The following is a 25,561-nucleotide window of genomic DNA, read 5'->3' as shown; positions in this document are numbered from 1 at the left end:
CCTGCGTGGCGGTTAACGGCCCGGTCCGGCAGCGTGATCACCAGATCAATCCGCCGGGCATGGCCCGGCGCTATCGGTCATCCGGCGTCGGCATCTTTTCGCGGCAGCTTGTAGATCACCGCGCCGATGGCGAACGCCACCAGCGCAGCAGCGATGTTCTGCCAGCTGGCACTGGCGAACAGCGCCAGGCACAGCAGCAGCGCGAGTACCGGAATCAGCGGGCCACACGGCAGTTTCAGTGCGCCCGGCCGGTCCGCATAGCGCTTGGCCAGCACCAGTACCGCAGCGGCCGTTCCGATGTAGGCGAACAGGCGCGTGGTCATCGACAGCAGGGCCAGCTGCACGAACGAACCGGACAGGGCCAGGCCCAGCGCGATCAGGCCTTGGCACAGGATCGACGCGGCCGGCGTGTGGAAGCGCGGATGCACCTGCGCCAGGATCTTCGGCCCATAGCCATCGCGGGCCAGTGCGAACAGGAAGCGTGGGCCCATCATCATCGTGTTGCTGTTGGTGCCGAGGATGGAGATGGTCGCGCCTACGGTGAGGATCAGCGCCAGTGCTTCGCCGCCGAAGCCGGCGGCGGCATCGGCCAGCGGCGTGGCCGAGCTGGCCAGGCCGGCCAGCGTGCCCTGTGCCACCACCTGCACCGCGCCGTAGATGACGGTGACGGTGATGATCATGGTGATCAGCGCGAACGGAATATCGCGACGCGGATTACGGTACTCGCCGGCGGCGGCCGGGATGTTCTCGAAGCCGGCGTAGGCGTACAGCAGCAGCAACGCGGCCTCGCCCATGCGCTGCAGGTCGTGCGGGTCGGGGCGCTGGCCGGAGAAGGCCAGCTGCGGGTCGATGTAGAACGCACCGATGGCCACAAACAGCAGCAGCGGCAACATCTTGCCGATCACCAGCACCACGCCGGTGCGCGCGGCCGAGCGCACGCCGATGATGTTGACGCCGGTCAGGAAGCCCAGCGACACCACGATCACCGCGATGCGCCCCATGCCGGCACCGGCCCACGGCCAGAAACGCGCGACGGCATCGGCCAGCGCGTTGCTGAGTGCGGCCGCCGAGCTGATGCGGGTCAGCCAGATCATCCAGCCGATCTCGAACCCGGCGAAGCGCCCGAACGCCTCGCGTGCATACAGGTAGCTGCCACCGGGCTCGTCGAAGTAGCTGGCGGCCTGCGCGTAGCACAGCACCAGCAGCGCCACGACGATACCGGCGGCGACCACGCCCCACAGGCTGAAGGGGCCGAGCAGGGCGACGGTGGCGGCCGGCAGCAGGTAGATGCCGCTGCCGATCACATCGTTGATCGACAGGCCGACGATCTGCCAGCGGCTGACCGCGCGCTGCAGCTGCGGTTCGTCCTGCGCGCTCAACGGGCGTCTCCACGCAGTGCGGGCAGTTGCCACTGGGCCTGCAGGCGCGTGTACTCGGCGCGCGGCAGCAGCACGAAGCGCGGCGCATCCTGCGGCCGCAACCAGTCCAGCAGGGCCTGCATGCGGGCCTGCGGCATGGCGGTGCAGCCGGCCGTGGCCTCACCGGGTTGGCGCCACAGATGGGCGAAGATGCAGCTGCCCTTGCCGGGCTGGTTGTCCGGGTTGTGGGCGATCACGAAGCCCTCCTGGTAACGCACGTCGCCCTTGTTGTGCAGATCCAGCCGCATCGGCTCGGTGGAGCCTTCCACAGCTGCCTTGCCGACCTTCTTCGCGTCGACGATGCGGTTATAGAACGGCGACGCCGGCACATCCATGCAGTAGCTGCTGTCGAGCATCGGCTGGTACGGCATGGCGGTGCCGGGGCGGGTGACGGCATAGCCGAACGCGCTGCCGAGCGCGAACACGCCTGCCGGGCTGCGGCCATCGCCTTCCTGCTTCTGCGGGCCATCGGCCTGCGCCGGGTGCAGGCCCAGGCCCCAGGCGCTGCCGGTGCGGCCCAGTGCCACCGGGAACGCCTCTCCATGTGCATGCCAGCCCTTGCCATCACGCACATAGGCCTGCAGCTGGCCCTGTGTGCTGTCCCAGCTTTCGCTGGTGACCACGATCAGCTGGCGCGCACCCTGCAGCGGCGCAGCGTGGACGGATACCGCCGCGGCAAGCAGCAGTGCAGCGGTAGCGAGACGGACCAGCGATTTCATCAACAGGTGCTCCGGTCAGGAATCCAGCAGGTGGTCGATCCGCTCCAGGTTCACCGCCAGCTGCTGCTGGCGGTCCGGATTGGTGTGGCAGAGCAGCACGAACAGGAAATCGAGCAGGGCGTGCATGGCGCTACGGTACAGCAGCTGCGCGACCTGCGGTGTGCGTTCGTGCGCACACACCACCAGCGCTGCGTCAGCATGCGCGCGCAGCGGGTTGGCGGTATGGCGGGTGATGGAAATCACCTTGCCACCCATGTCCTGGAACTGGCGCGACAGCTGCGAAAGCTGAGGCAGGTTGCCGAATTCGGAGAACACCAGCAGCGCATCACCGGGGCGCGCGGCCGACAGGTTGGCCAGCATCAGGATCGGGTCGGTATGCGGCACCACCAGCAGGCCGAGCAGCGACAGCCGCATGGCGAACTCGCGCGCGAACAGGCCGTCGTCGCCCAGGCCGTACACGAACAGCTTCGGCGCGCCGTCGAGCAGCTGCACGATGCGCTCGATCTCCTCGCGCGGGTTGGCCTGGCGGGTTTCCTCTTCGGCCTGTGCCTTGCTGCGGCGCAGGGTGTCGCCCAGGCGCAGGTAGTCGTCGCCGCTGTCGGGTTCGCTGGGGGCCTGCTGCGGATCGGCGCCAGCACGGGCGACATCCTGGCCGATGGAGTACTTCAGGTCCGGGTAGCCCTTGAAGCCGAGCTTCTGGCTGAACTTCACCACGCTGGACTGGCTGATGCCCAGCGCGCTGGCCAGCTGCTGGGACGAGTAGTCGCGCAGCAGGTGGGCGTTGTCGAGGATGAAGTCGGCGATGCGGCGCTCGATGGCCGACATCTGCCCGCGCTCGGAACGGATCTTCAGCAGGGGCGGCATGCGGGGTGTCCGGACATGGATAGGCGCGTTGCGGTTGGCAGCATAGGGCAGATTATGTGGTGGCTCGGGCGGGCGGGGTTTGCGGGGGACGCCGCAAGTACGTCCGTGTAGGCTTGGCCGCCGCATCCATGCGGCGGACACCCCCGCAAGCCCCGCCCGCCCGACCCCGGACAGATCGCGCGCGTGCCAGCCGCGAAGAGGATACGAGGTAGAGCAGAAGCAGGAGCATCCACGCGTGGCGTGGATCTACCCGGAGCTGTCGTTGAGTCCGCCTTCAAGCGAGCCGAGCACCGCAGGTCCGGCGAGGGCGAAGAGGCGCGGGTGTTTGAGCGCAGCGAGTTCCGCGCCGTCCCTCGACGGACCGAGGAGCGCAGGGTACCGGCGTGCGCAGTACGTCGGCTCGCGGCCGGCGGAGCGTTTCTTTTGGTTACTTTTCTTTCCGCGGAAAGAAAAGTAACGCGCGACCCAGGATCAGTTGAGGACCAAGCCAGCCGCAAGGCGCAAATCACCCCAGCATCTCCAGCCCGCGTACTTCGGTGATGCCCAGCCCCGGCACGTCGCTGATGCTGATCTCCGATTCGTTGAAATGCACGCCGCCGCTGACCGGGTCGAACTGGCCCAGCGAGGGACCGTCGAGGTCAACCTTGGTGATCACATCACTCTTGGCCACGGCCAGGTGCACGGCGGCGGCCACGCTGATGCTCGATTCGATCATGCAGCCGATCATGCACGGCACGCCGTAGATGCCGGCGATGTCGGCGATGCGGATCGCATTCGACAGGCCGCCGGTCTTCATCAGCTTGATGTTGATGATGTCGGCCGCGCGCTGCTGGATCAGGTCCATCACCTGGCTCGGGCTGAACACGCTTTCATCGGCCATCACCGGCGTGTTGACGCGATCGGTGACGTACTTCAGGCCGCTGATGTCAGCCGCCTTCACCGGTTGCTCCAGCAGCTCCAGCACCACGCCGGCCTCTTCCAGCGTACGCATCGCATGCACCGCCTGCTTGGCGGTCCAGCCCTGGTTGGCATCCAGCCGCAGCAGGGCGCGGCCTTCCACGGCGGCATGGATGGCCTTGACCCGTTCGATGTCCAGGCCGATGTCCTTGCCGACCTTGATCTTCAGCGACTCGAAGCCGCGTTCGATCGCCGACAGCGAATCGGCCACCATCTTGTCGATGTAGTCCACGCTGATGGTGATGTCGGTGGTGATCACCGGGTCGCCACCACCGAGCATCTGGTACAGCGGCGCACCGTGCAGCTGCGCCCACAGGTCGTACAGCGCGATCTCCACCGCTGCCTTGGCGCTGGTGTTGCGCTCCATCGCGGTCTGCACCAGCGTGCACAGATGGTTGAGGTTGACCACGTCCTGGCCGATCAGGCGCGGGGCGATGAAGTGGCGGATCGCTTCGATGATCGAGCCGTGCGTATCGCCGGTGATCACCGCGGTGGCCGGGGCTTCACCGTAACCGGTGTTGCCGGTGTCGGTGCGGATCAGTACGACCACGTCTTCCACGGTTTCCACCGTGCGCAGGGCAGTCTTGAACGGCGTCTTCAGCGGCACGCGCAGCATGCCCAGTTCGATGGCAGTGATCTTCATTCAGGGGGTCTTGGCCCGCAGGCGCTGGATGTTGGTGATGCGGTCGATGTAGCGGACGGTATCGCTGGCCATCATCGGCTCCAGCGGCGTGACCGAAACACCATTGAGATGGGCCTGCACACGTCTGCCGTCGGCACCGAACCAGCTGCCGCCCGCCGTATCGTGGATGACCCAGGTGCGGCCGTCGACGTGGCCAATGGCCATCATCACGTGGCCGGGGATGTAGACCAGATCGCCCACCTGCAAGTCGGTGACCGCACGGTCGCGCGCGGCCTTGCCGACCTTGTCGGTGAACGGCAGGCGATCCAGTGCCGGGCTGACCGCCTGTGCACTGGTATTGCGCGGCAGCAGCACGCCGAAGCTGCGGTAGATCTCGGAGACGAACCCGCTGCAGTCGCGGGTGTCGTAGTCATGGCCCCAGCCGTAGCGCTCGCCCAGGAACTTGAAGGCCTGCTGCAGCAGCAGGCGCGGGGTCAGTGGCAGGTAGTCGGCGGCGGTGTCCTGCGAGCGCGGCAGCAGCGCCGGTACGAGCTTCAGACGCCCATCGGCCTCGCGCACCGGCAACTGCACCACCCATGAGGCATGCGCCTGCTGGCCGTTCACCGGCTCTGACGCAGGCCAGTCGGCCAGCACCGGCAGGCGTACGCCCATGTCCAGCTGCAGGCGCGATACGCGCGGTTCCTCCGGGGTGTAGGCGGTCTGCGCGGTGGCGCCGGTGACAATGCGGTACGGGCCCTTCGCGCCATAGCCGAGCACCGTGGCCTTGTCGCCGCTGGCGATGGCGTCGGCTTCGATCCACGCGCTGTAGCGCTCGCTGTGCACGAACAGCCAGCGGCCGTCGGCACTGCGGTGAACCACCGCGACCTTGTCGCCGGGGAACAGCGCCGATTCCTGGAAGCGGTCGATGTCGGTGTCACCGGCGGTGCTGAAGACGCGCTCGCGGGTGGGGAAGGTACGCAGTGCCGCGCGCTTCACCACCAGCCCATAGGCCGGTGCCACCTGGGCAGGAATCGCATCGAGGCCGAGGTTGGCTTCGATGCCGCTGCGCAGCGCGGGGGCGATGGCCTGGCCCGTCTCGTTGAACAGTGCACGCGTGGGCCAGCTGGACAGCGCGCTGATGCTGGCACGCACCGTCGCCGCATCAAGCTGGGCGGGCAGTGTGGCGATGTCCTGGATATGGCTGTCCTGCGCACGCATCCGCGCGTTCTGCGCCTCGATCTGTGTGCGATCCAGAATCGGCGCATCAGCGTTGTCCTGGCGCGCGGCCCAGTACTGCGGGGTGAGGTAGGCCTCGTGCAGGCCGATCACATAGGGCAGCGGCGCACCCGGGTCGGGCGGTGGTGCCGCCTGTGCAAAGGCCGGTGCGGCCAGCAGGCACAGGGCCAGGGTCAACCGGCGCGGCCAACGCCGGTGCGGTTCGCGGGAAGCCAGGCTCATGCGGTGCACACCCTCCTCGAATGCCTGTTGGAATATTTATTCCTTTTGGCATCGAAAGCAAGAATAAATTATTGACCGGCATCCCGGCCCGTGTTACACAGCCGTTACCACCCGCGCTGGGGAAGTGTCGCTGTGGATCCTGCCGTTCGCAAACCGCGTCTGCCTGCTGCTGCCGGCCTGTGTGCCGCGCTGCTGCTGTGGGCGTCGGCCACGCAGGCGGCAGACGGGCGCAGCAGCCAGCAGCGTGCGCGCGAAACGCAGGTGATCGACCTGATCGACAGCGGCCGCTTCAGCGACGCCGATGCGCTGCTGGCGACCGGGAGCGATGCTGCCGAAGGCGCGTTCCAGCGTGAGCGCATGCGCCGCATCCGCCAGGATTTTTCCCTCGACGAAACCGCCGCCAAGGCGGCCGTGCGCCGCTGGATTCCCGACCTGACCGACGAGGAGTTCGCGCGGTGGGATCAACTCGGCCTGATCGAGCATCTCGATATCGATGGTACGCGTTGGTATTTCAAGCGCGCACCGTCGAACCTGTTCCTGCTCAGTGACGAAGCACGCGCACGCCGCCGCGCGGATGCACCGATGTCACCGCCGGGCCCGAACGAAGTGCTCAACGCGCACCACGCGCGCGTGCTTGCCGCAGCCGAACAGAGTGGCCAGGCGTCCGTACTGCCGCAGCGCATTGAGTTCACCCAGTCGCTCACGGTGAAAGCCGATGCCGTCCCGGCGGGTGAAACCGTACGCGCCTGGATTCCATACCCGCGCGAGATCCCGGGCCAGCAGGAACAGGTGCAGTGGCTGGGCAGCGCCCCGGGCAAGGCACGGGTGGCACCGGCCAGTACCCTGCAGCGCACCGCCTACCTGGAAGCCAAAGCCGTAGCCGGCAAGCCGACCCGGTTCGAGATCCGCTATGCGGTAACGGTCTTCGCGCGACACACCGCGATCGATCCTGCGAAGGTGCAGGCCACCCCGAATGATCCCGCATTGAAGCCCTATCTGGCCGAGCAGCTGCCGCATGTGCGTTTCACCCCGGCGCTGAAGCTGTTCTCCGAGCAGGTGCTGCAGGGCGAGACGCGCCCCTATGAAGTGGTGCGCAAGCTGTTTGCCGCCGTGGACCGCATTCCATGGGCCGGTGCGCGCGAATACTCGACGCTCAGCAACATCAGTGATCATGCGCTGCGCGCCGGCCATGCGGATTGCGGGCAGCAGACCCTGCTGCTGATCGCGCTGCTGCGCATGAACGGCATTCCTGCACGCTGGCAGTCGGGCATGGTGTTCTCCAGCGACGGCAGCGGCTACAACAACCTGCATGACTGGGGACAGGTCTACCTGGCGCCATACGGCTGGCTGCCGATGGACGTGACCACCGGCGCGCTTGCCAGCGATGTGCCGGCACTGCGCGATTTCTATCTGGGTGGCCTCGACGGCTACCGCATTGCTTTCAACGACGATTTCGGCCAGCCCTTCGTGCCGGCCAAGCAGCACTTCCGCTCGGAAACGGTCGACTCGCAGCGCGGCGAGGCCGAGTGGGCAGGCGGCAACCTGTACTTCGACCAATGGAGCTACGACTTCCAGTGGCGGGTACTGCCAGCCAGGCAACGCTAGCGCGACACATCGCATTCCACACCATTCAATTCTTGCAGGAGAGAGCAGGGGATGAAGGCTTACAGCATCAAGCGGGCGGCGTTGTGCGTCGCCCTCGGGGCGTGTCTGGGCGTAGTGCTGCCCGGCATCGCGATGGCACAGAACGTGAGCGGTGCAGTCGCCGGCCGTGCAACCGCCGGTGACCAGGTGACCGTGGTCAGCAGCAGCACCGGCCTGACCCGTACCGTCACCGTAGGCGCCGATGGCAGCTACCGCCTCGGCCAGCTGCCGGTGGGCGACTACCAGCTGCAGCTCAGCCGCGATGGCCAGAAGCTGGGCGACCAGGTATCGGTGAGCGTTGCCGTCGGCGGTACCACCACGGTCAACCTTGGCAGCGGCGGCGGTGTCACCAACCTGGATGCACTGCAGGTGGTTGGCACCCGCGTGGTCAACCGCGTGGATGTGTACTCCACCGAAACCTCGTTCAACATCAACCGCCAGGAGATCTCGCGGCTGCCGGTAGCGCAGGACCTGTCCGCGGTCGCGCTGATGGCGCCGGGCGTGGTCGGCGGCAACTCGTCATTCGGAGGCCTGTCGTTCGCCGGTTCATCGGTGGCCGAGAATGCGGTCTTCATCAACGGCCTGAATGTCACCGACATGTATACCCGTCGTGGCTTCAGCACCGCGCCGTTCGCCTTCTTCAAGGAATTCCAGGTCAAGACCGGTGGCTACTCGGTCGAGTTCGGCCGCTCCACCGGTGGCGTGATTAACGCAGTGACCCGTTCGGGCAGCAACGAGTTCGAAGGCGGCGTTGAAGTCACCGCCGAGCCCAGTGCGTGGCGCGCCAGTGGCGGCGATCATTTCCACCGCGACGGCACCCCGCATTCCTACGGAAGCCGCGACAACAACTCCTTCCTGAAGACCAACGTCTGGGGTTCGGGGCCGATCGTCAAGGACAAGCTGTTCCTGTTCGCGATGTACGAGGACCGCAGCGACAAGGGCCACAACACCTCATCCGATGGCAGTACCTGGTTCAAGAACGACTCCGGCAACGGCTTCTGGGGTACCAAGCTGGACTGGAACATCAACGACAACCACAGCCTGGCGCTGCTGGCGTTCTCCGACGAGGGCGATGTCACCAACGCGTCGTACGGCTACAACTGGAATGCGGACCGGATCGGTTCCTGGGGCGGCGACTCGGTCACCGAGACCGGCGGCCGCAACTGGTCGGCCACCTACACCGGCCACTTCGGCCAGAATTTCACCGCGCGCGCCATGGTCGGCCAGAACAAGCAGCGTGCCTTCACCAATTCGTCGCTGGACCAGGCCTGCAGCCCGGTGTTCACCGACAGCACCTACGGCCCGCGGCTGGGCAAGCTGCAGGGGCTGCGCGCGGGCTGCCACCCGACCGGCGCGGCGGTGGCCGAGCGCGATGACACCCGCGATGTCGCGCGCCTGGATTTCGAATGGCAGCTCGGTGATCACCTGCTGCGCTTCGGTGTCGACCGCGAACTGATGACCACCAAGCAGTCCACCCGTTATCCAGGGCCGACCGAGCTGAGCTACACCGCCTACGTGGCGCGGCCCGGCGATGAAGTGTGGGATGGCGCAAACGCCTACGTACCGGCTGGCGTCACCGAGATGCTGCGCGCTCGCAACCGCCGCTCCGGCGGCACCTTCGAGACCGAGGCCAATGCCTTCTATCTGGAAGACATCTGGAACATCACCCCGAACCTGATGCTGAACCTCGGCGTGCGCTGGGACCGCTTCGAGAACCGCACCGCCGCCGGCAAGGCGTTCATCAAGATGGACGACCTGATCGCGCCACGCGTCGGCTTCTCGTGGGACATGCGCGGTGATGGCAGCACCAAGCTGTTCGGCAACGCCGGCCGCTACTACCTGCCGGTCACCAACAACATCAACGTGAACTTCGCCGGTGGCCTGACCGACGAATACAGTTATTACGTGCTGAACGGCTGGGAGCAGAAAACCTCGCCGACCGGTTCGCCGTACATGGCACCGATTGTCGGCCAGCAGATCGGGCCGACCGACACCCGCATGAACACCGGCGGTGCCGACCTGCGCCAGAGCGTGGACCGCGACCTGAAGGCGGTCTACCAGGACGAGTACATCCTGGGCTTCCAGAACATGATCAACCAGGCCTGGTCGTGGGGCGTCAATGCCACCTACCGGCGCATGACCCGAGCGCTGGATGACATCCGCATCAACTACACCCCGTGCGGCCCGACCCCCAGCACGCTGTGGCCGATCGCCAACCCGGGCGAGAGCCTGACGATCTGGGGCGACAAGAGCATCGGTTGCGCCAACGAAGGCTGGATCACCATCGACACCGCCAACAGCGGCTATCGAAAGGGCGGCAGTGGCGAGGTGATCGGTTACTCCAAGCCCAAGCGCACCTACAAGGCGCTGGAGTTCCAGATCGACCGCGCCTGGGACGAGAAGTGGATGTTCAACGCGTCCTACCTGTGGTCGAAGAGCGAGGGCAACTTCGAAGGCCCGGTGAACTCCGATACCAACTACGGCGACACCGGCATGGTGCAGTTCTGGGACCACCCGGCCACCAATGAACGCTATGGTGTTCTGTTCAATGATTTCCGCCATCAGTTCAAGCTGCGTGCCGCGTATGCGCTGAACAAGCAGTGGTCGTTCGGCACCACGCTGCAGGTGCAGTCCGGTGGCCCGATCACCGCCTACGGCGTGATGTGGCCGAACGACTCCATCGCCGGTGGCAGCACGTCCAGTGAAGGCAGTGGTGGTGGCACCGGTTGGCTGTGCGTGGCCAACTGTTCGGGCCCGTACAACCAGCGCCAGTTCGAGTACAGCCCGCGCGGCGCGTTTGGTCGCCTGCCGTGGACCTGGACCATGGGCGCCAACGTCACCTGGCGCCTGCCGGTGGAGGGCATCGACCTCAGCGCCCGGTTGTCGGTGTACAACCTGTTCAACAACCAGAAGACCATCAACGTGCACCAGCGCTACGAGGCGCAGCCCGGCCAGTATCGCGAGGCGACGTTCGCTACCGGTACGCGCTGGCAGGCACCGCGCTACACCCAGCTGGTGGTGACCTGGAACTTCTGAGGCCACGATCCGCGCCGTCCACCGTGACGGCGCGGGCAATGGAGGGGCTGCCCGCATGCACCACCTGCTGATCCTCGCGGCGGCACTGGCCGCACCGTCCGCTTCGTCGGCCGACAGTGCAGCCATCGAGGCCGACATCGCGACCGTGGTCCGGGCCGAGCATCTGCCCGGGCTGGCGTTGGCGGTGGTCGAGAACGGACAGCTGGTCCATCGCCATGCAGAGGGGGCGCGCGGCGATGGCGGCCGCATCGACGAGGACACGCTGTTCAAGATCGCTTCCAACAGCAAGGCGATGACCGCTGCGTTGCTGGCGCGGTTGGTGCAGCAGGGCACGCTGCGCTGGGATGATCCGGTGCAGCGGCATCTGCCGGGCCTCCGCATGCACGATGCGTGGGTGGGCGAGCAGATGCAGGTGCGCGACCTGCTGATCCACAACAGTGGCCTTGGCCTGGGCGCCGGGGACCTGATGCTGTGGCCGGAGCCGAACGCGTTCACCCGCGCCGACATCATCGCCGGCTTGGCGCATCTCAAGCCGGTCAGCAGCTTCCGCAGTCACTACGCCTACGACAACCTGATGTATGTGGTGGCCGGCGAAGTGGCGGCGGCAGCGGGTGGCAAGCCGTATGACCAGCTGATGCGCGAGCAGGTGTTCGAACCACTGGGCATGACGCGCTGCCAGGTGGGTGCGTGGTCGGTGAAACGCGTGGGCAACGTGGCACAGCCGCATGCCTGGCGTGGTAAACGCAACGAGGTGGTGAACGCCGATGCTGCGATCAGCCCGGACCTGCCCTCGATGGCGGCGGGAGGCATCCGTTGTTCGCTGCGCGACATGACACGCTGGATGCAGGTGCTGCTCGATCCCGCGCTGGTGCCGGACTGGCTGGGCAGCGAGCAGCGGCGCACGCTGTGGACCCTGCACATGCCGATGCCGTTGGGTGAACGCCAGCGGCGCTGGGACAACGCGCATTTCTACGGCTATGGATATGGCTGGCGGGTGTCGGACATGGACGGGCAGTGGAAGGTGGCGCATACCGGCACGTTGTCGGGCATGTACTCGTCGCTGGCATTGCTTCCTGATCGCAGGGTCGGCGTGGTGATGCTGATCAACGGCGAAGGCGAGGATGCACGCACGGCGCTGATGCAGGCCACGCTGAAGCGCTTCACCGCACCAGACGATGCGCCCCCTGCGATGGAGTACCTGGCCGAACTGAAGGCTGACCGGGCAGCACAGGCAGCATCTGGCCATCAACGGCCAGCGACCACCGCCGCACAGCCGGCACGCGGCAATGACCTGCCGCATTGGCAGGGCCGCTACTCCGACCCCTGGCTGGGCCCGGCTTCGCTGTGCCCGGGCAAGGATGGCCTGCGCTTCAGCGTGGACAAGTCGCCCCGGCTGCAGGCCTCGGTGCTGCAATTGCAGGGGCGCTGGCTGCTGCGCTGGGATACGCTGGGTGACGAGGCGCAGGCGTGGCTGCAGCCGGGCCAGGGCCCGGCGCCGACACTGGACCTGCGCGCCATCGATCCGGACATCGACTTCAGCTATGACTTCCAGGACCTGCATTTCACTCGTACTGGCGACTGCCCTGGCGGCGACCGCCAACGCCGCTGAGCCACCGCGCGTTTCGCCGGCCACCGATGCGGCCAGCGCCGGATTGGTGGAGATCCGCACGTTGTCGCCAGGCATCGACATGGACATCCGCTACGCCAATGCCAACAACTTCACCGGCGCGCGCGTGCCCGGCTATGAGGCGCCGTCCTGCTACCTGCTGGCGCCGGTGGCGAAAGCGCTGGCGCAGGTAGAACAGGATCTGCGCGCGCAGGGCTTTGGCCTGCGCCTCTACGACTGCTACCGGCCGGTGCGCTCGGTGCAGGCCTTCATGGCCTGGGTGAACGATCCGCGCGAACTCTCGCGCAAGGCACAGCAGTACCCGGACCTGGACAAGCCACGGCTGCTGGCCGACGGCTACATCGCCGAGCGTTCTGGCCATAGTCGTGGCGCCACGGTTGATCTTGGCCTGCTGGATTGCCGCACTGGCGCCTGCACGCCGCTGGACATGGGCACCGACTTCGATTTCTTCGGCCCGCGCGCGCATACCCGGACGAGCGGGCTGAGCACTGTGCAGCAGGCGAACCGCCAGCAGCTGGTGCAGGCGATGGCACGCCACGGCTTCGTCAACTATCCGCAGGAGTGGTGGCACTACACCCTGCAGCCCGAACCGGATCCCGGCACCGCGTACGACGTCCCGGTACGGTAGGGGTATCGGCAGGGCTGCGCCCTGCACCCGCAGTAGTGCCGGCCGCTGGCCGGCAACATCAGACGCAACAGCAACAGCGTGCGTTCCGTGAGTTGGCTGGGCGGTGCCGGAGTGCGGGGACGCCGTAAATCCGTCCATGGAGGCTTGGCAGCCGCATCCATGCGGCTGACACCCCGCACTCCGGCACCGCCCAGCCTCTGACAGTTTCCCGCGCGGTCCGTTGTAGAGCCGAGTCCATGCTCGGCTGCTCTTTGTTCGTCGGCTGCTTCTTGTTCAATCGTCGAGATGCTCGATCTCGATGGAGATTCATCCACGCATGGCGTGGATCTACTGTGGCTACCGGATTGGGTCCGGGGCAGATCCCTTACACTGGCCGCCTCTTCATCCCTGCCCACCCGATGAACCTTCCCCTGCACTTCGGCCTGCTCGGTACCCTAGAAGCCGGCGCCATCGCCCTGCTGGTCGGGCTGCTGGTGTACTTCCTGTGGTCGCAGCTGTGCCGGCTCCTGCACTGGACAGCGGGTCACGCGATCGGGTGGTCCTGTGTCATCGCCGTGATCATCTCCGCCGGCATCGATGCATGGAAGCTGTTCTACATGGGCATCGTGCGGCTGGAGTCGCCGCTGTACGCGCGCCTGTTCCTCGCCACCATCCACGATCCGAACGAACTCGGCAGTCGCGTGGTGCTGGAAATCGCCGGCGCGCTCGCCGGTGTTGCGCTCGGCTGGGTGTTGTTCAGTTCGCGGTCATCGGAAAAAACCGTCGACTGACGCAGGTTTTTCGTTGGTTGCCGGTTAAATCCGGCAGCGCTGAATGCGCATCTTATGAGCTGCTCACTTGCTGCTAACCACCGCGCTAATGCATGCGCGGGGGCGAGTGGTTAATGGTGCGTGTTGACGCCGGTCGCGGGGCAAAATCGATTCAGAAACGGGGTGGCAGGGTAGGTGCCGTGCGGAGACAACACGCCGCGCAACACCACCCAATTGGCAGGAGACACCCCTGATGACTATTCGCAACCGCAAGCCCCTGATCGCCCTGATCGTCGCCGCTGGCAGCGTGCTGGCCATTCCGGCGATGGCCCAGTCGGCCAAGCAGCAGGCGGCGCATGCGCAGAACGAGGCCGCACAGGCCCAGCAGGCGGCTGCACAGGCCGGCCAGGCCGCCGACCAGGCGACCGACGCTGCCGCAGCCGCATCGGCGCAGGCCAACGGCGGTGGCCAGACCTGGGCCAGCATCGATACCGATGGCAACGGCACCATCAGCAAGACCGAGGCGCAGGTGAACGCGGGCCTGGCCCAGGTGTTCGACCAGGCTGATACCAACAAGGACGGCGAGCTGAGCGCCGATGAGTACAAGGCCTATGTGGCCGCCCAGCAGGCCGGCGCCGGCGGCGCAGCGCAGGGTGCGCAGGGCAGGTAAGACCTGTATCGGGGCGTATGGGAACCCGGGCGGCTTCGGCCGCCCGGGTTTTTTTCGTCACCACGGCCCCTGTATCCTTGCGCGATGAACACCTCCACGCCTGCGCCGTCGCGCGCCATCGGCCTGGTCGGTTTTGACGGTGACGATACGCTGTGGAAGAGCGAGGACTACTACCGCAAGGCCGAGCAGGACTACCTTGACCTGCTGTCGCGCTACGTCGACGTGCACGACACCCAGACTGCGCGCCACCTGCTGGAAGTGCAGCAGCGCCACCTGGGCACCTTCGGCTACGGCGTGAAGAGCATGACGCTGTCGATGATCGAAGCGGCCATCGACATCACCGGGCAGCGCATCGAAGCGAAGGACATCCAGCGCATCCTGGATATCGGCCACGACACCCTGCGCCACCCGGTCGAACTGATCGACGGTGTGCGCGAAGCGGTGGCGGCCATCGCCGAGCACTACCCGGTGGTGCTGATCACCAAGGGCGACCTGTTCCACCAGGAAGCGAAGATCAAGGTCGCCAACCTGGGCGAGCTGTTCCCGCGCATCGAGATCGTCTCGGAGAAGGACCCGGAAACCTACGCCCGCGTGCTGGCCGAATTCGACCTGCCCATGCAGCGCTTCGTGATGGTCGGCAACTCGCTGCGTTCGGACATCGAGCCGGTGGTTACCCTGGGAGGCTGGGGCGTGCATACCCCGTACGCAGTGACCTGGGCCCACGAGACCCAGCACGGCGTCGCCGATGATGAACCGCGCATGGTCACCGCCGACACCGCCCACGACTGGCCGGCCGCACTGGCGGCGATCGAAGCCAAGGCCGCTGCGGCGGCCTGACAGGGCCCGGCGGCTGCGGCAGAATCGGGGCATGAATTACCGACTGCGCGTGTTGCTGTTGTCCCTGCTGCTGGCGCCGGCCACCGTGCTGGCCCAGCAGACCGCCGAGCGTTCGGCTGCGTATGAGGTGGCAACCGGCGACAGCTGGGTTGATGCCCAGCTGCAGGACATCAACCATTACGCCGAACGCTACCCGGATGCCTTTCTCGATGAGGTATCGCGCTATGCCGACGTGCCCCGTGGCTACATCAGCGCGCTGTTCACCACCCATGGCTGGCAGGCCGGGGACATCTATTTCGCCTGCTTCTGGGCCAAGGCCAGCGGCCAGACCTGCCGCGACAGCGTGCGCGCCTTCAGCCAGGACCCGGACGGCGGCTGGGAAGCGGTGGTGAAGCGGATGCCCACCAGGCCGGACAACCTGCATTACCGGGCCGTGCGCCACGCCATCGTGGCCAGCTACCAGCACTGGGACCGGCCGATCACCCTGGATGCCACCCTGAAGCGCCAGCTCAAGCGGTAGTGCCTGCCGCTGGCCGGCAATTGCACCCTTCCAGGCATCCGGAGATTGCCGGCCAGCGGCCGGCACTACCGGTTTGTTTCATGTTGCTCTGCATATCGCCGCCACCGCGCGCTCCGGCGACAATACGGGTCCGAGCTGTTCCCCCGTTCCCGTAATCGAGTGACTGATGAGCGCCTCTTTGGTTTCGCCTGATGTGATCCGCCGCCTGTTCGCACAGGCCATGTCCCGCATGTACCGCACCGAAGTGCCGCTGTACGGCACGCTGGTGGAACTGGTGGAGCGGATCAACGCGCAGGTGCTGGAGCAGGACCCGGCGCTGGCCGCGCAGCTGCAGCGCAACGACGAGCGCGCACGCCTGGATGAAGAGCGCCACGGCGCGATCCGCGTCGGCACCGTGCAGGAACTGGCGACGCTGCGCCGCCTGTTCGCCGTGATGGGCATGTACCCGGTCGGCTACTACGACCTGTCGGTCGCGGGCGTGCCGGTGCATTCCACCGCGTTCCGCCCGCTCACCGGCGCGGCGCTGGCGCAGAATCCGTTCCGCGTGTTCACCTCGCTGCTGCGCCTGGAGCTGATCGAAGACGACGCGCTGCGTGCCGAATCGGCGAAGATCCTTGCGCGCCGCCGCATCTTCACCGACGGCGCGCTGGCACTGATCGACCAGGCCGAGCGTGACGGCGGCCTGTCGCAGGCCGATGCCGAACGCTTCGTCGACGAAGCGCTGGAAACCTTCCGCTGGCACGGCGATGCCACCGTCGACCTGCCGACCTACCACGCGCTGCACAACGCGCATCGCCTGGTGGCCGACGTGATCAGTTTCCGTGGCCCGCACATCAATCACCTGACCCCGCGCACGCTGGACATCGACGCTGCGCAGGCGGCGATGATCGAACACGGCATGGCGGCCAAGGCGGTGATCGAGGGCCCGCCGCGCCGCGCCTGCCCGATCCTGCTGCGCCAGACCAGCTTCAAGGCACTGGAAGAGGCCGTGCATTTCCCGGGCGGCGAAGGCGGCGATGCCGGCACCCACACCGCGCGCTTCGGCGAGATCGAACAGCGCGGCCTTGCGCTCACCCCGAAGGGCCGCGCGCTGTACGACCAGCTGCTGTCGCAGGCACGCGATGCCGGTGGCGAAGGCAGCACCGGCGGCGACTACGGCCAGCGCCTGCAGGCGGTGTTCGCCAGCTTCCCGGATGACCATGACACGCTGCGCCAGGAAGGACTGGGCTATTACCGCTACCAGCTGACCGACGCCGGCCGTGCCGCGCCCGAGCGCGTGGCGGATCTGCCGGCTGAAGTGCTGGTGGCCGCCGGCCTGGCCACGGCCGACCCGATCGTCTACGAGGATTTCCTGCCGGTCAGTGCCGCGGGCATCTTCCAGTCGAACCTGGGCGGTGAAGAACAGCGCGCCTATGCCGCACATGCCAACCGCGAGGCCTTCGAGCAGGCGCTGGGCGTAGCGGTGCATGACGAGTTCGAGATCTACGAGCGGCTGCAGGCCGAATCGCTGGCAAGCCTGCGCATCGCGTGAAGGTAGAGCCGGCCGCTGGCCGGCTGTTGGGGAAGCCGGCCAGCGGCCGGCACTACCCGATTCCGTAGCTGGGGTCAGAGCCCTTTCCTGTGGAAAGGGATCCGACCCCAACGTTGCGCATGATCGGGGTCAGATCCCTTTTCGGCAGAAAAGGGCTCTGACCCCCAACGCAATCAGCCCTTCATCGTTCCGGTATCCAGCCAGCGCTGGTGCCACGACAGCGCTTCCGGCAGCAGGTGCGGGGTGTGCTTGCCGTAGCTCTCGCGGCTGGCGCGGTCGAAGTAATCCTGCAGCTGCGCGCGGAAATCCGGATGCGCGCAGTTGTCGATCAGCACCTGCGCGCGCTTGCGCGGGGTCAGGCCACGCAGGTCGGCCAGGCCCTGTTCGGTGACGATCACCGACACGTCGTGCTCGGTGTGGTCGACATGGCTGGCCATCGGCACGATCGCCGAAATGGTGCCGTTCTTCGCGGTGGACGGGCTCAGGAACGCCGACAGGAAACCGTTGCGGGCGAAGTCACCGGAACCGCCGATGCCGTTCATGATCCGCGTGCCCATCACGTGCGTCGAATTGACGTTGCCGTAGATGTCCACCTCGATCATGCCGTTCATGCCGATGCAGCCCAGGCGGCGCACCAGTTCCGGATGGTTGGAGATTTCCTGCGTGCGCATGATGATGCGCTCGCGGTAGAAATCGATGTTCTCCTTGAACGTCTCGTTGGCCTGCGGGCTCAGCGCGAAGCCGGTGCACGAAGCGTAGCTCAGCACGCCATCACGCAGCAGGTCGAGCATGCCGTCCTGGATCACTTCGGTGAACGCGGCTAGGTCGCGGAAACCGCTCTTGGCCAGGCCGGCCAGCACCGCATTGGGAATGTTGCCCACGCCCGACTGCAGCGGCAGCAGGTTCGGCGGCAGGCGGCCCTTCTTCACCTCATGCTTGAGGAACTCGATCAGGTGCGAAGCGATCTGCTCGCTGGTCGCATCGATCGGGCTGAACGGGCTGTTGCGGTCCGGGCCGTTGGTGCGCACCACGGCCACGATCTTGTCCGGGTCGCAGCGCAGTGCGGTGTCGCCGATGCGGTCGTTGGCGTTCACCAGCGGAATCGGCTTGCGGTGCGGCGGCAGCGCGGTGCCGTAGTAAATGTCATGCATGCCGTCGACGCCGGCCGGCTGCCATTCGTTGACCTCGACGATCACCTTCTTCGCCAGGTCCAGCCAGGTCTTGTTGTTGCCGACCGAGGTGGAAGGCACCAGCGAGCCGTCCTCGCGGATGGCCGAGACTTCGATCACGGCGGTATCGATCTCGCCGTAGAAGCCGAACCACACGTGCTGGGCAACGTGGCTGAGGTGGATGTCGATGTAGTCCAGCTTGCCCTCGTTGATGCGGTTGCGCGCATCCGGGTCGCTCTGGAACGGCATGCGCATGGCGATGCCATCGGCCTTGGCCAGCGCGCCATCGAGTTCCGGCGCGGTGGAGGCGCCGGTCATCAGCTTGATCTGGAAAGGGTTGCCCTGGGCATGCACCGCTTCGATGCGGCGGGCCAGTTCGACGGGAACGGCCTTGGGATACCCGGAGCCGGTAAAGCCGCTCATGGCCACGGTTTCACCGGGCTGGATCAGCGCGGCTGCGGCCTCTGCGGAGACCACGCGGTCACGGAGACGCGCGTTGGCGATGCGATCAACAGACATGACGACACGTGTTGCTGGGGGGAATTCCGATTATCGGCCATCCTCATCCGTACGGGGGGTTCTACCTTCGTGGAATGGCTTTTCCCCAGGGGCTCACCCAAACCCGTCGGTTTTGTTTTGCAGTGCAGCGTGCAAAGTGCTTTCGCAGCCCGCACGATGGCCCTGCATCCCGACGTGGGGGAGGGAGCAGAGCCCGCTGGCAGTTCGCTGCAAGCGGGCTTTTTTATTGCCTGTCGCCCAGTATGAATACGCGGCCTCCATTGTTGGTAATGCCGGCCGCTAACCGGCAGATCCGTTGACTTGGTAGTGCCGGCCGCTGGCCGGCAGATCCGATGATGCTGCCGAAGGTTACCGGGGTTGCCGGCCAGCGGCCGGCACTACCGGGTCCGTTGCGCCCCGGCCGGGTCGATACAATCAGTGCATGACCCTCGCCCCCGCTGATCTGCCCGTCTCCCTGCAGCCTCTTGTCGACCGCGCCCTGGCGCGTCTGGCTCAAGTCCTGCCAGAGCCCATCCCGGCCGACCTGCTGCCGTTGCTGACCCGCCTGGCGGTGACCAGCGACTTCGCGCTGGACACCCTGGTGCGGCAACCGGCGCTGCTGGCGCAGCTGGCCGCGCCCGGCTGCCCGCCGATCCCGGCGCCGGTGCTCGACCCGCTGCAGCCCAGCGACTGGCCGGCACAGCTGCGGCGCTGGCGTGCGGCGATGTCCACACGGTTGATCTGGCGCGACCTTGCCGGGCTGGACGACGTGGCGCAGACCTTGGCCGGCGCCACCACCCTGGCCGAAGACTGCCTGCGGCTGGCGCTGGAGGCCCTGCAGCAGGAATTCGCCCAGCGCCATGGCGTCATCGCCGATGACCAAGGCACGCCGCAGCAGCTGGTCGTGTTCGGCCTCGGCAAGCTGGGCGGCGGCGAGCTCAACTTCAGTTCCGACATCGATCTGGTCTACGCCTATCCGCACGGCGGCGAATCCGATGGCCCGCGCGCGCTGGCCGCCGAAGAGTATTTCGCCCGCCTCGGCCAGCGCCTGGCCAAGCTGCTGGACGAAACCACCGTCGATGGCTTCAGCCACCGTGTCGACCTGCGCCTGCGTCCGTTCGGCAGCGCCGGCCGCGTCGCGCTGTCCTTCGCGGCGATGGACCAGTATTTCCAGCGCGAGGGCCGCGACTGGGAACGCTACGCGTGGCTGAAGGCGCGCGCGGTGGCCGGCGATATCGCCGCCGGTGAAGCGTGGCTGCAGACCCTGCGCCCGTTCGTGTACCGCCGCTACCTCGATTTCACCGCGCTCGATGGCCTGCGCGAAATGAAGGCGGCGATCACCGCCGAGGTCGCGCGCCGCGAGTTGCACGAGGACATCAAGCGTGGCGCCGGTGGCATCCGCGAAATCGAATTCCTGTGCCAGGCACTGCAGCTGATCCGCGGTGGCCGTGAACCGGCACTGCGCGAGCGTCGCCTGCTGGTGGCGCTGGATGCACTGGTCGCCGCCGGTCAGATCGCGCCCGAGGATGGCGCCGCACTGCGCGAGGCTTACCTGTTCCTGCGCCGGCTGGAGAACCGCCTGCAGATGCTGCGCGACGCGCAGACCCACGTACTGCCCAGCGACGCGCTGGACCGCGAACGCATCGCCGTCGGCCTCGGCTATGCGGACTGGAACGTGCTGCGCGCGGCGTTGGCCGAACAGCAGCAGCGGGTCAGTACTGAATTCGCCGCGCTGCTGGCACCGCGCAAGGGCCAGGCCGCGCCCGACGCGCTGGCCAACTACTGGCGCAGCCTGCCCGAAGGCAGCAACGCACCACTGCTGGCCGAAGCCGGTTTCCTCGATGCCAACGGCGCTGACCAGTCGCTGCGCGATTTCGCCCAGGGCACCGGCGTGAAGTCCTTGTCCGATGCAGCGCGTGCGCGGCTGGATCGCGTGCTGCCCGCACTGCTGCATGCGGCCACGCGTTCGCCACAACCCGACGCCGCGCTCAAGCGCGTGCTTGGCCTGCTGCAGGCGGTGCTGCGCCGGACCAGCTATCTCGCGCTGCTGGACGAGCAGCCCAGCGCGTTGGCGCGGCTGGTCGATGTGCTGGCGCGCAGCGCGCTGCTGGCCGAGCGCCTGGCGGCGTATCCGCTGCTGTTGGACGAACTGCTGGACGTACGCGTGTCCGGGCCGATGCCGGATGCCGCCGGCATGCTGGCCGAGTGCCAGCAGGTGTTGGCGGTGGAGGATCCCGAATCCGCGCTGCGCTGGCTCAACGAAACGCGGCTGGCGCTCAGCTTCCGCATGGCGATGGCTACGCTGGATGGCCGCCAGGGCGCGGTGGACAGCACCCGGCAACTGGCCGAGCTGGCGCAGGCGGTGGTGGTCACCGTGCTGGCGATGGCCGAAGCGGACATGCACGCCGCACACGGCGGGATTCCCGGCGGACGTTTCGCGATCATCGGCTACGGCAGCCTGGGTGGGCTTGAACTGGGCTTCGGTTCCGATCTGGACCTGGTATTCCTGCATGACAACCCGGCCGGCGTGGATGCCAGTGATGGCGCGCGCCCGCTGGAGCCGGGCCGCTGGTATGCACGCCTGGCGCAGAAGGTGATGGCGCTGCTCGGTGCAGTCACGGCTGCCGGGCGCCTGTACGACATCGACGTGCGCCTGCGCCCGGACGGTGGCAAGGGGTCGCTGGTGTCTTCGCTGGCCAGCTACACCGAATACCAGCGCGAACGCGCATGGACCTGGGAACACCAGGCGCTGGTGCGCGCTCGCGGCGTGGCCGGCGATGCGAGCTTGCTGGCCGACTTCGAGCAGGTGCGTGCACAAACGCTTGGGCGTGAGCGCGACACGGGTGTGCTGTATGCCGACGTGCTGAAGATGCGCGGCCGTATGCGCACCGAGCTGGACCGCAGCGATGCCGCTCGACTGGACCTGAAGCAAGGTGCCGGCGGCGTAGTGGACCTGGAGTTCCTGCTGCAGACCGGCGTGCTGGCACGCAGTGCGCAGCATGCGGCGCTGCTGCAGCCTCGCGATACGCCGTCGTTGATCGATGCGCTGGCGGTTGCCGGTTTCCTGCCGGATGCCACCGCGCAGGCGCTGCATGGCGCGCACGCCACGCTGTTGGACGTGGGCCTGGCCTGCACGCTGGATCGGCGCCCGCGGTTGGCACCGACCACGCCCGCGATTGAAGACGCGTGTGCCGCGATTACGGCAGCGTGCAGAGCCGCGGAGTTGCCGTTCGCCTGAGCGGGGGCAAATGCTGCAACAACTTTGGGTGGGTGCGGACCGTTGGTCGGCACCCACCGGATCAATTGCCCTGCGATGGCCCGCTTCTGGTAGGTGCCGACCGTTGGTCGGCACAATCTGTCAGCGATGAGTTCTGCAGGGCGTGCCGACCAACGGTCGGCACCCACCGAATCAATGGCCCTGCGATGCCCGCTCCTGGTATGTGCCGACCGTTGGTCGGCACAATCTGTCGGCAGCGATGAGTTCTGCAGGGGGTGCCGACCAACGGTCGGCACCCACCGGATCAATGGCCCTGCGATGCCCGCTCTGGTAGGTGCCGACCGTTGGTCGGCACAATCTGTCGGCAGCAATGAGTTCTGCAGGGGGTGCCGACCAACGGTCGGCACCCACCGGATCAATGGCCCTGCGATGCCCGCTCCTGGTAGGTGCCGACCGTTGGTCGGCACAATCCGCCAGCGGTAATGAACTCCGATGGAGCGTGCCAACCAAGGTCGGCACCCACCAGAGCATGTGCGGTCAGCTGGTGGTGCGCAGCGGCGCCATCTTCCACAACAACGCGCGGAACGGGGCCAGCAGGCACACGCCGATCGCCAGCTTCACCGCCAGGTCGCCCGCTGCCCAGCTCACCCACGGCAGGGCGGAACCGGCAAACGCGATCGACCAGAAAATGGTGGTATCCACCGTCGCGCTGCAGGTGGTGGCCACCATCGGTGCGCGCCACCAGCTGCCACGACGCAGGCGGTCGAACACGGTGATGTCCAGCAGCTGCGCCACGATGAAGGCCGAGCACGAGGCAATGGCGATGCGCGGCGTGGCCACCCACACCGACAACACCACTGCCACCAGGAAGCCGATCCACGCCACGCGGCGCGCCGGGCCCGGGCCGAAGCGGCGGTTGATCAGGTTGCTGACCAGGAACGCGACCGGATAGCTGAAGGCACCCCAGGTCAGCCAGTCGTTGATCGGGTACTGCACCAGTACGTTGGACAGCAGCACCACCGCGCCCATCGCCAGTACCGCCAGCACCAGGGCGCGCGGGGTCAGCGGGGCAAAAAGAGGGGCAGGACGCACGGACATGGCGAGCCAGGGGGACAAGGGGATCGCCCATTATCCGCCCGGCCCGCGGCAAAGCCAAAACCACTCGTTCAGCTTTACAGCGCTTCGCTCATCACGTCGCCAGCGGCGTAGGCGGTGGGCACGTAAGCCAGTGCCTGGCCCTGCGCGCTTTTCACGGTCCAGCCGGCACCGGCTTCGGTGGGGTCGAAGTGCACCTGCTGGCCGACCACGAAGCCTGCCGCCTGGTCTTGATGCACGCGCGCCGGCCAGCGCAGGGTGGCGGTCTGGTCGGCTTTGTCCGGCACCTGCAGCTGTACCTGGCGCTCGCCCTCCGGCGTGGTCTCCACCTTCTTCACCTCCATCGGCGGCAGCGGCACTGCCTTGGTGCGCGTGGCTCGGCCGTTGCGTTCGCTGGCCTTGAACGGCGCCTTGGACAGTTCGGACAAGCCCATCGGGGCCGCCAGTGGCAACGACAGCACCACGAACGACGTCACGATCACGCTGGCCTCGCTGCTGTTCAACTGCGGCGCGGCGCCAGCATGGACAGTGGGCACCAGCAGCACCGAGAGCAGCAGGGCGGACGCGGGAATGCGCAGGCAACGGAACATGGAGACCTCCTGGTCAACGTGGGGGCGGCGGCTCAGCGCCGGGTATCGAAAATGTCGCGCGGGCCGGTGGCCTCGGGCAGGTATTCCAGCGGGCGGCCCTGGTTGTCCTTCACCTGCCAGCCCTGGTCGGTGCCGGTCGGCTCGAAGTTCACGGTCTGTCCCACGGTGAACTGCACGGCGGGATCGCCGGGGCGCTTCGGCCACTGCATCGATGCGGTGTTCTGCGGGTTGCTGGCATCGCGCAGCAGCACTTCGCGGCGGCCGTCGACGGTGGTGGCGATGGCGCTCACCTGCATCTGCGGCAGCTTCACCGATGCGCCGTGGCCGGGCGGCAGCCCGGCATCCCGGGCTTCCTTGGCAGCGGCGGCGCGCGCCGAAGCCACCAGGGGCGCGGACATTTCCAGGCTCGGCCCCTGCGGACCCGGGTCCTGCAGGATGATGATGCGGCGTTCGGCATGGGCGGTGTTCGCGCCGAGCAGGCCGGCAATGATCACCATCGACATCAGGGAAACAGGCAGCGGACGCATGTCGTTCTCCTCGCGGGATTCAGGGCGTGGCGGCAGCAGCACCGGCCACCGGCACATGGGGGATCACCAGTTCCTGCTGCAGCTGGCTGCGCTGGTGCAGGAAGTCGAATACCGATTCCACCGTCACCACCGAATAGTTGCCGGAAATGCGTTCGCCGGCGGGGTGGTCGGTGGTGGTGGCGTTTGCAATGAACAGGCGCGCACCCACGCGCTTGCCCAGGCCGATATGCAGCACGCTGGGCTGGTACTTCTGCTGGCGCAACCACTGCTGCGCCTGTTCGCGCTTGACGATGGCCGGCGCACCGTCGGCCTGTGCCATCGCTGCCGCCAGCACCTCCAGTACCCACTGGTTGGAGTTCTGGTAGTCGGTGGCGAACGGGTAGGCGACCACGTTGTACTTGGTCTCGTGCAGCGCCTTGGACTGGATCGACGGCGACACGAGCATCGCCTTCAATGCAGCACGCAGCGGCGCCGACGGCACGCCGATGCGCAGGTCCGTATGCCCGCCGCTCTCGCCGACGAAGTTGCCCAGGCCCTCGTGGTACAGCTGCGAGCTGTCGGTCTTGCAGCGGTTGAGCAGGTGCATCGCGCGCCAGCGGCCGTCGTCCTCGCGCAGCAGGAAGGCCAGGTGGCTGTGGCGCAGGCCGTAGCGGCTCAGGTCCTGGCCACCGCGCGCGGCGACCACCACGTCCACATCGGGCAGCGCGTCCAGGCGTTCGGCGGTGGTCCAGGCCACGTCCAGCATCGCCGCCTGCGACGCCACGCTCGGGTAGCGTTCGCGGCACTCGGAACTGTTGGCCCAAGCGGGCGCGGTCACCAGCAGGCTGGCGATCAGCAGCACGGCGCGGGGCAGGCGGGAAAAACGATCCATGTCGGTACCTTCAACGGCGGGCAGGCCCGCGCGCCGATCATACGCCGGTCAGCGCAGCGGGCGGTCCAGGCCCTTGCGCTGGAGTTCCTTGTCACAGGCGTCGCTGATCGGGGCCACCGGCAGCGGCGGGCGTTCGCCAGTCTTCGGATCGCGCAGCGCCGGCTGTTCGCGGTACGCGTCCAGCTGCTGCTGGCATTGATACGAGATCGGATCCAGCTCGGTGGGCGTGGTGGAGCAGGCGGCGAGCATGGCCAGGGGCAGCAGAAGCAGGGTGCGCATGAAGACGTTCAGCGTGATGGGGGACGCTGGACTCT

At 67.1% G+C, this 25,561-nt stretch carries 21 protein-coding genes; 10 read left to right on the top strand and 11 right to left on the bottom strand.

Annotation, left to right across the window (positions count from 1 at the left end; translation table 11 throughout):
* Nucleotides 1–77: 77 nt before the first annotated feature.
* The 5 genes from AC5P9L_RS01525 to AC5P9L_RS01505 all read right to left on the bottom strand — a co-directional run bounded on the left by AC5P9L_RS01525 (nt 78) and on the right by AC5P9L_RS01505 (nt 6,038).
* Entirely contained in the window at nt 78–1,379 is a 1,302-nt protein-coding gene (locus tag AC5P9L_RS01525; protein ID WP_049459315.1) for an APC family permease, read from the bottom strand.
* Nucleotides 1,376–2,137, bottom strand: a complete 762-nt coding sequence (locus AC5P9L_RS01520; RefSeq protein WP_043035505.1) for a L,D-transpeptidase family protein — start codon at nt 2,135–2,137, stop codon at nt 1,376–1,378. The genes AC5P9L_RS01525 and AC5P9L_RS01520 overlap by 4 nt, the downstream gene beginning before the upstream one ends.
* 15 nt (nt 2,138–2,152) lie before the next feature.
* The gene (locus AC5P9L_RS01515; protein ID WP_049459316.1) at nt 2,153–3,001 is read right to left on the bottom strand and encodes a MurR/RpiR family transcriptional regulator; all 849 of its coding nucleotides are present in this window, start codon (nt 2,999–3,001) and stop codon (nt 2,153–2,155) included.
* A gap of 505 nt (nt 3,002–3,506) precedes the next feature.
* Nucleotides 3,507–4,601, bottom strand: coding sequence for a dipeptide epimerase (locus AC5P9L_RS01510; protein ID WP_005412042.1), 1,095 nt, complete (start codon nt 4,599–4,601; stop codon nt 3,507–3,509).
* Nucleotides 4,602–6,038, bottom strand: a complete 1,437-nt coding sequence (locus tag AC5P9L_RS01505) for a C40 family peptidase (protein WP_049460872.1) — start codon at nt 6,036–6,038, stop codon at nt 4,602–4,604.
* Nucleotides 6,039–6,170: 132 nt separating this feature from the next.
* Here AC5P9L_RS01505 and AC5P9L_RS01500 point away from each other — a divergent pair, with 132 nt between their 5' ends.
* From AC5P9L_RS01500 to hglS, 9 genes are all read left to right on the top strand, one after another.
* The gene (locus AC5P9L_RS01500; RefSeq protein ID WP_049460875.1) at nt 6,171–7,643 is read left to right on the top strand and encodes a transglutaminase-like domain-containing protein; all 1,473 of its coding nucleotides are present in this window, start codon (nt 6,171–6,173) and stop codon (nt 7,641–7,643) included.
* Between the two features lie 51 nt (nt 7,644–7,694).
* On the top strand, nt 7,695–10,718 hold the full coding sequence (locus AC5P9L_RS01495; protein ID WP_012478953.1) for a TonB-dependent receptor: 3,024 nt from the start codon (nt 7,695–7,697) through the stop codon (nt 10,716–10,718).
* 55 nt (nt 10,719–10,773) lie between these two features.
* Nucleotides 10,774–12,327 (top strand): serine hydrolase domain-containing protein, encoded by a 1,554-nt coding sequence (locus AC5P9L_RS01490; RefSeq protein WP_262101773.1) that lies wholly within the window; start codon nt 10,774–10,776, stop codon nt 12,325–12,327.
* Nucleotides 12,260–12,973, top strand: a complete 714-nt coding sequence (locus AC5P9L_RS01485) for a M15 family metallopeptidase (protein WP_049440784.1) — start codon at nt 12,260–12,262, stop codon at nt 12,971–12,973. The genes AC5P9L_RS01490 and AC5P9L_RS01485 overlap by 68 nt, the downstream gene beginning before the upstream one ends.
* Nucleotides 12,974–13,371: 398 nt before the next feature.
* Entirely contained in the window at nt 13,372–13,743 is a 372-nt protein-coding gene (locus AC5P9L_RS01480) for a hypothetical protein (protein WP_012478956.1), read from the top strand.
* A 232-nt stretch (nt 13,744–13,975) separates the two neighbouring features.
* A complete protein-coding gene (locus AC5P9L_RS01475; protein ID WP_049418551.1) occupies nt 13,976–14,392 on the top strand; it encodes an EF-hand domain-containing protein in 417 nt (138 codons plus the stop codon).
* Nucleotides 14,393–14,476: 84 nt separating this feature from the next.
* The gene (locus AC5P9L_RS01470) at nt 14,477–15,229 is read left to right on the top strand and encodes an HAD family hydrolase (RefSeq protein ID WP_012478958.1); all 753 of its coding nucleotides are present in this window, start codon (nt 14,477–14,479) and stop codon (nt 15,227–15,229) included.
* A 31-nt stretch (nt 15,230–15,260) separates the two neighbouring features.
* The gene (locus tag AC5P9L_RS01465) at nt 15,261–15,749 is read left to right on the top strand and encodes a hypothetical protein (RefSeq protein WP_065183823.1); all 489 of its coding nucleotides are present in this window, start codon (nt 15,261–15,263) and stop codon (nt 15,747–15,749) included.
* A gap of 166 nt (nt 15,750–15,915) precedes the next feature.
* On the top strand, nt 15,916–17,280 hold the full coding sequence (gene hglS, locus AC5P9L_RS01460) for a 2-oxoadipate dioxygenase/decarboxylase HglS (RefSeq protein ID WP_495230532.1): 1,365 nt from the start codon (nt 15,916–15,918) through the stop codon (nt 17,278–17,280).
* A gap of 173 nt (nt 17,281–17,453) precedes the next feature.
* Here hglS and scpC read toward each other — a convergent pair whose 3' ends face one another.
* A complete protein-coding gene (scpC, locus tag AC5P9L_RS01455) occupies nt 17,454–18,968 on the bottom strand; it encodes a succinyl-CoA:acetate CoA-transferase ScpC (RefSeq protein ID WP_043035710.1) in 1,515 nt (504 codons plus the stop codon).
* Between the two features lie 421 nt (nt 18,969–19,389).
* Between scpC and glnE the strand changes: the two genes are divergently transcribed.
* The gene (gene glnE, locus AC5P9L_RS01450; RefSeq protein ID WP_262101772.1) at nt 19,390–22,185 is read left to right on the top strand and encodes a bifunctional [glutamate--ammonia ligase]-adenylyl-L-tyrosine phosphorylase/[glutamate--ammonia-ligase] adenylyltransferase; all 2,796 of its coding nucleotides are present in this window, start codon (nt 19,390–19,392) and stop codon (nt 22,183–22,185) included.
* Nucleotides 22,186–22,701: 516 nt separating this feature from the next.
* On the opposite strand, the gene AC5P9L_RS01445 is transcribed toward glnE, so the two are convergent.
* The 5 genes from AC5P9L_RS01445 to AC5P9L_RS01425 all read right to left on the bottom strand — a co-directional run bounded on the left by AC5P9L_RS01445 (nt 22,702) and on the right by AC5P9L_RS01425 (nt 25,526).
* A complete protein-coding gene (locus tag AC5P9L_RS01445) occupies nt 22,702–23,262 on the bottom strand; it encodes a queuosine precursor transporter (protein ID WP_043035712.1) in 561 nt (186 codons plus the stop codon).
* Nucleotides 23,263–23,336: 74 nt separating this feature from the next.
* The gene (locus tag AC5P9L_RS01440; protein ID WP_262101937.1) at nt 23,337–23,849 is read right to left on the bottom strand and encodes a hypothetical protein; all 513 of its coding nucleotides are present in this window, start codon (nt 23,847–23,849) and stop codon (nt 23,337–23,339) included.
* Between the two features lie 32 nt (nt 23,850–23,881).
* Nucleotides 23,882–24,376, bottom strand: coding sequence for a hypothetical protein (locus AC5P9L_RS01435; protein ID WP_043035716.1), 495 nt, complete (start codon nt 24,374–24,376; stop codon nt 23,882–23,884).
* A gap of 19 nt (nt 24,377–24,395) precedes the next feature.
* Nucleotides 24,396–25,247: a DUF2145 domain-containing protein gene (locus AC5P9L_RS01430; RefSeq protein WP_060380533.1), complete on the bottom strand. Its 852-nt coding sequence runs from the start codon at nt 25,245–25,247 to the stop codon at nt 24,396–24,398.
* Between the two features lie 48 nt (nt 25,248–25,295).
* The gene (locus AC5P9L_RS01425; RefSeq protein ID WP_262101938.1) at nt 25,296–25,526 is read right to left on the bottom strand and encodes a hypothetical protein; all 231 of its coding nucleotides are present in this window, start codon (nt 25,524–25,526) and stop codon (nt 25,296–25,298) included.
* Nucleotides 25,527–25,561: the final 35 nt, after the last annotated feature.

Source organism: Stenotrophomonas sp. YJH_SMC_64 (assembly GCF_059371375.1).
This window is presented reverse-complemented; position numbering and strand designations above follow the sequence as displayed.

Excerpts from the sequence above, each read along its gene's own strand:
- AC5P9L_RS01520 (WP_043035505.1), bottom strand. The coding sequence starts at position 2,137 with ATGAAATCGCTGGTCCGTCTCGCTACCGCTGCACTGCTGCTTGCCGCG.
- AC5P9L_RS01515 (WP_049459316.1), bottom strand. The coding sequence starts at position 3,001 with ATGCCGCCCCTGCTGAAGATCCGTTCCGAGCGCGGGCAGATGTCGGCC.
- AC5P9L_RS01510 (WP_005412042.1), bottom strand. The coding sequence starts at position 4,601 with ATGAAGATCACTGCCATCGAACTGGGCATGCTGCGCGTGCCGCTGAAG.
- AC5P9L_RS01505 (WP_049460872.1), bottom strand. The coding sequence starts at position 6,038 with ATGAGCCTGGCTTCCCGCGAACCGCACCGGCGTTGGCCGCGCCGGTTG.
- AC5P9L_RS01495 (WP_012478953.1), top strand. The coding sequence starts at position 7,695 with ATGAAGGCTTACAGCATCAAGCGGGCGGCGTTGTGCGTCGCCCTCGGG.
- AC5P9L_RS01490 (WP_262101773.1), top strand. The coding sequence starts at position 10,774 with ATGCACCACCTGCTGATCCTCGCGGCGGCACTGGCCGCACCGTCCGCT.
- AC5P9L_RS01485 (WP_049440784.1), top strand. The coding sequence starts at position 12,260 with ATGACTTCCAGGACCTGCATTTCACTCGTACTGGCGACTGCCCTGGCG.
- AC5P9L_RS01480 (WP_012478956.1), top strand. The coding sequence starts at position 13,372 with ATGAACCTTCCCCTGCACTTCGGCCTGCTCGGTACCCTAGAAGCCGGC.
- AC5P9L_RS01475 (WP_049418551.1), top strand. The coding sequence starts at position 13,976 with ATGACTATTCGCAACCGCAAGCCCCTGATCGCCCTGATCGTCGCCGCT.
- AC5P9L_RS01470 (WP_012478958.1), top strand. The coding sequence starts at position 14,477 with ATGAACACCTCCACGCCTGCGCCGTCGCGCGCCATCGGCCTGGTCGGT.
- AC5P9L_RS01465 (WP_065183823.1), top strand. The coding sequence starts at position 15,261 with ATGAATTACCGACTGCGCGTGTTGCTGTTGTCCCTGCTGCTGGCGCCG.
- hglS (WP_495230532.1), top strand. The coding sequence starts at position 15,916 with ATGAGCGCCTCTTTGGTTTCGCCTGATGTGATCCGCCGCCTGTTCGCA.
- scpC (WP_043035710.1), bottom strand. The coding sequence starts at position 18,968 with ATGTCTGTTGATCGCATCGCCAACGCGCGTCTCCGTGACCGCGTGGTC.
- glnE (WP_262101772.1), top strand. The coding sequence starts at position 19,390 with ATGACCCTCGCCCCCGCTGATCTGCCCGTCTCCCTGCAGCCTCTTGTC.
- AC5P9L_RS01445 (WP_043035712.1), bottom strand. The coding sequence starts at position 23,262 with ATGTCCGTGCGTCCTGCCCCTCTTTTTGCCCCGCTGACCCCGCGCGCC.
- AC5P9L_RS01440 (WP_262101937.1), bottom strand. The coding sequence starts at position 23,849 with ATGTTCCGTTGCCTGCGCATTCCCGCGTCCGCCCTGCTGCTCTCGGTG.
- AC5P9L_RS01435 (WP_043035716.1), bottom strand. The coding sequence starts at position 24,376 with ATGCGTCCGCTGCCTGTTTCCCTGATGTCGATGGTGATCATTGCCGGC.
- AC5P9L_RS01430 (WP_060380533.1), bottom strand. The coding sequence starts at position 25,247 with ATGGATCGTTTTTCCCGCCTGCCCCGCGCCGTGCTGCTGATCGCCAGC.
- AC5P9L_RS01425 (WP_262101938.1), bottom strand. The coding sequence starts at position 25,526 with ATGCGCACCCTGCTTCTGCTGCCCCTGGCCATGCTCGCCGCCTGCTCC.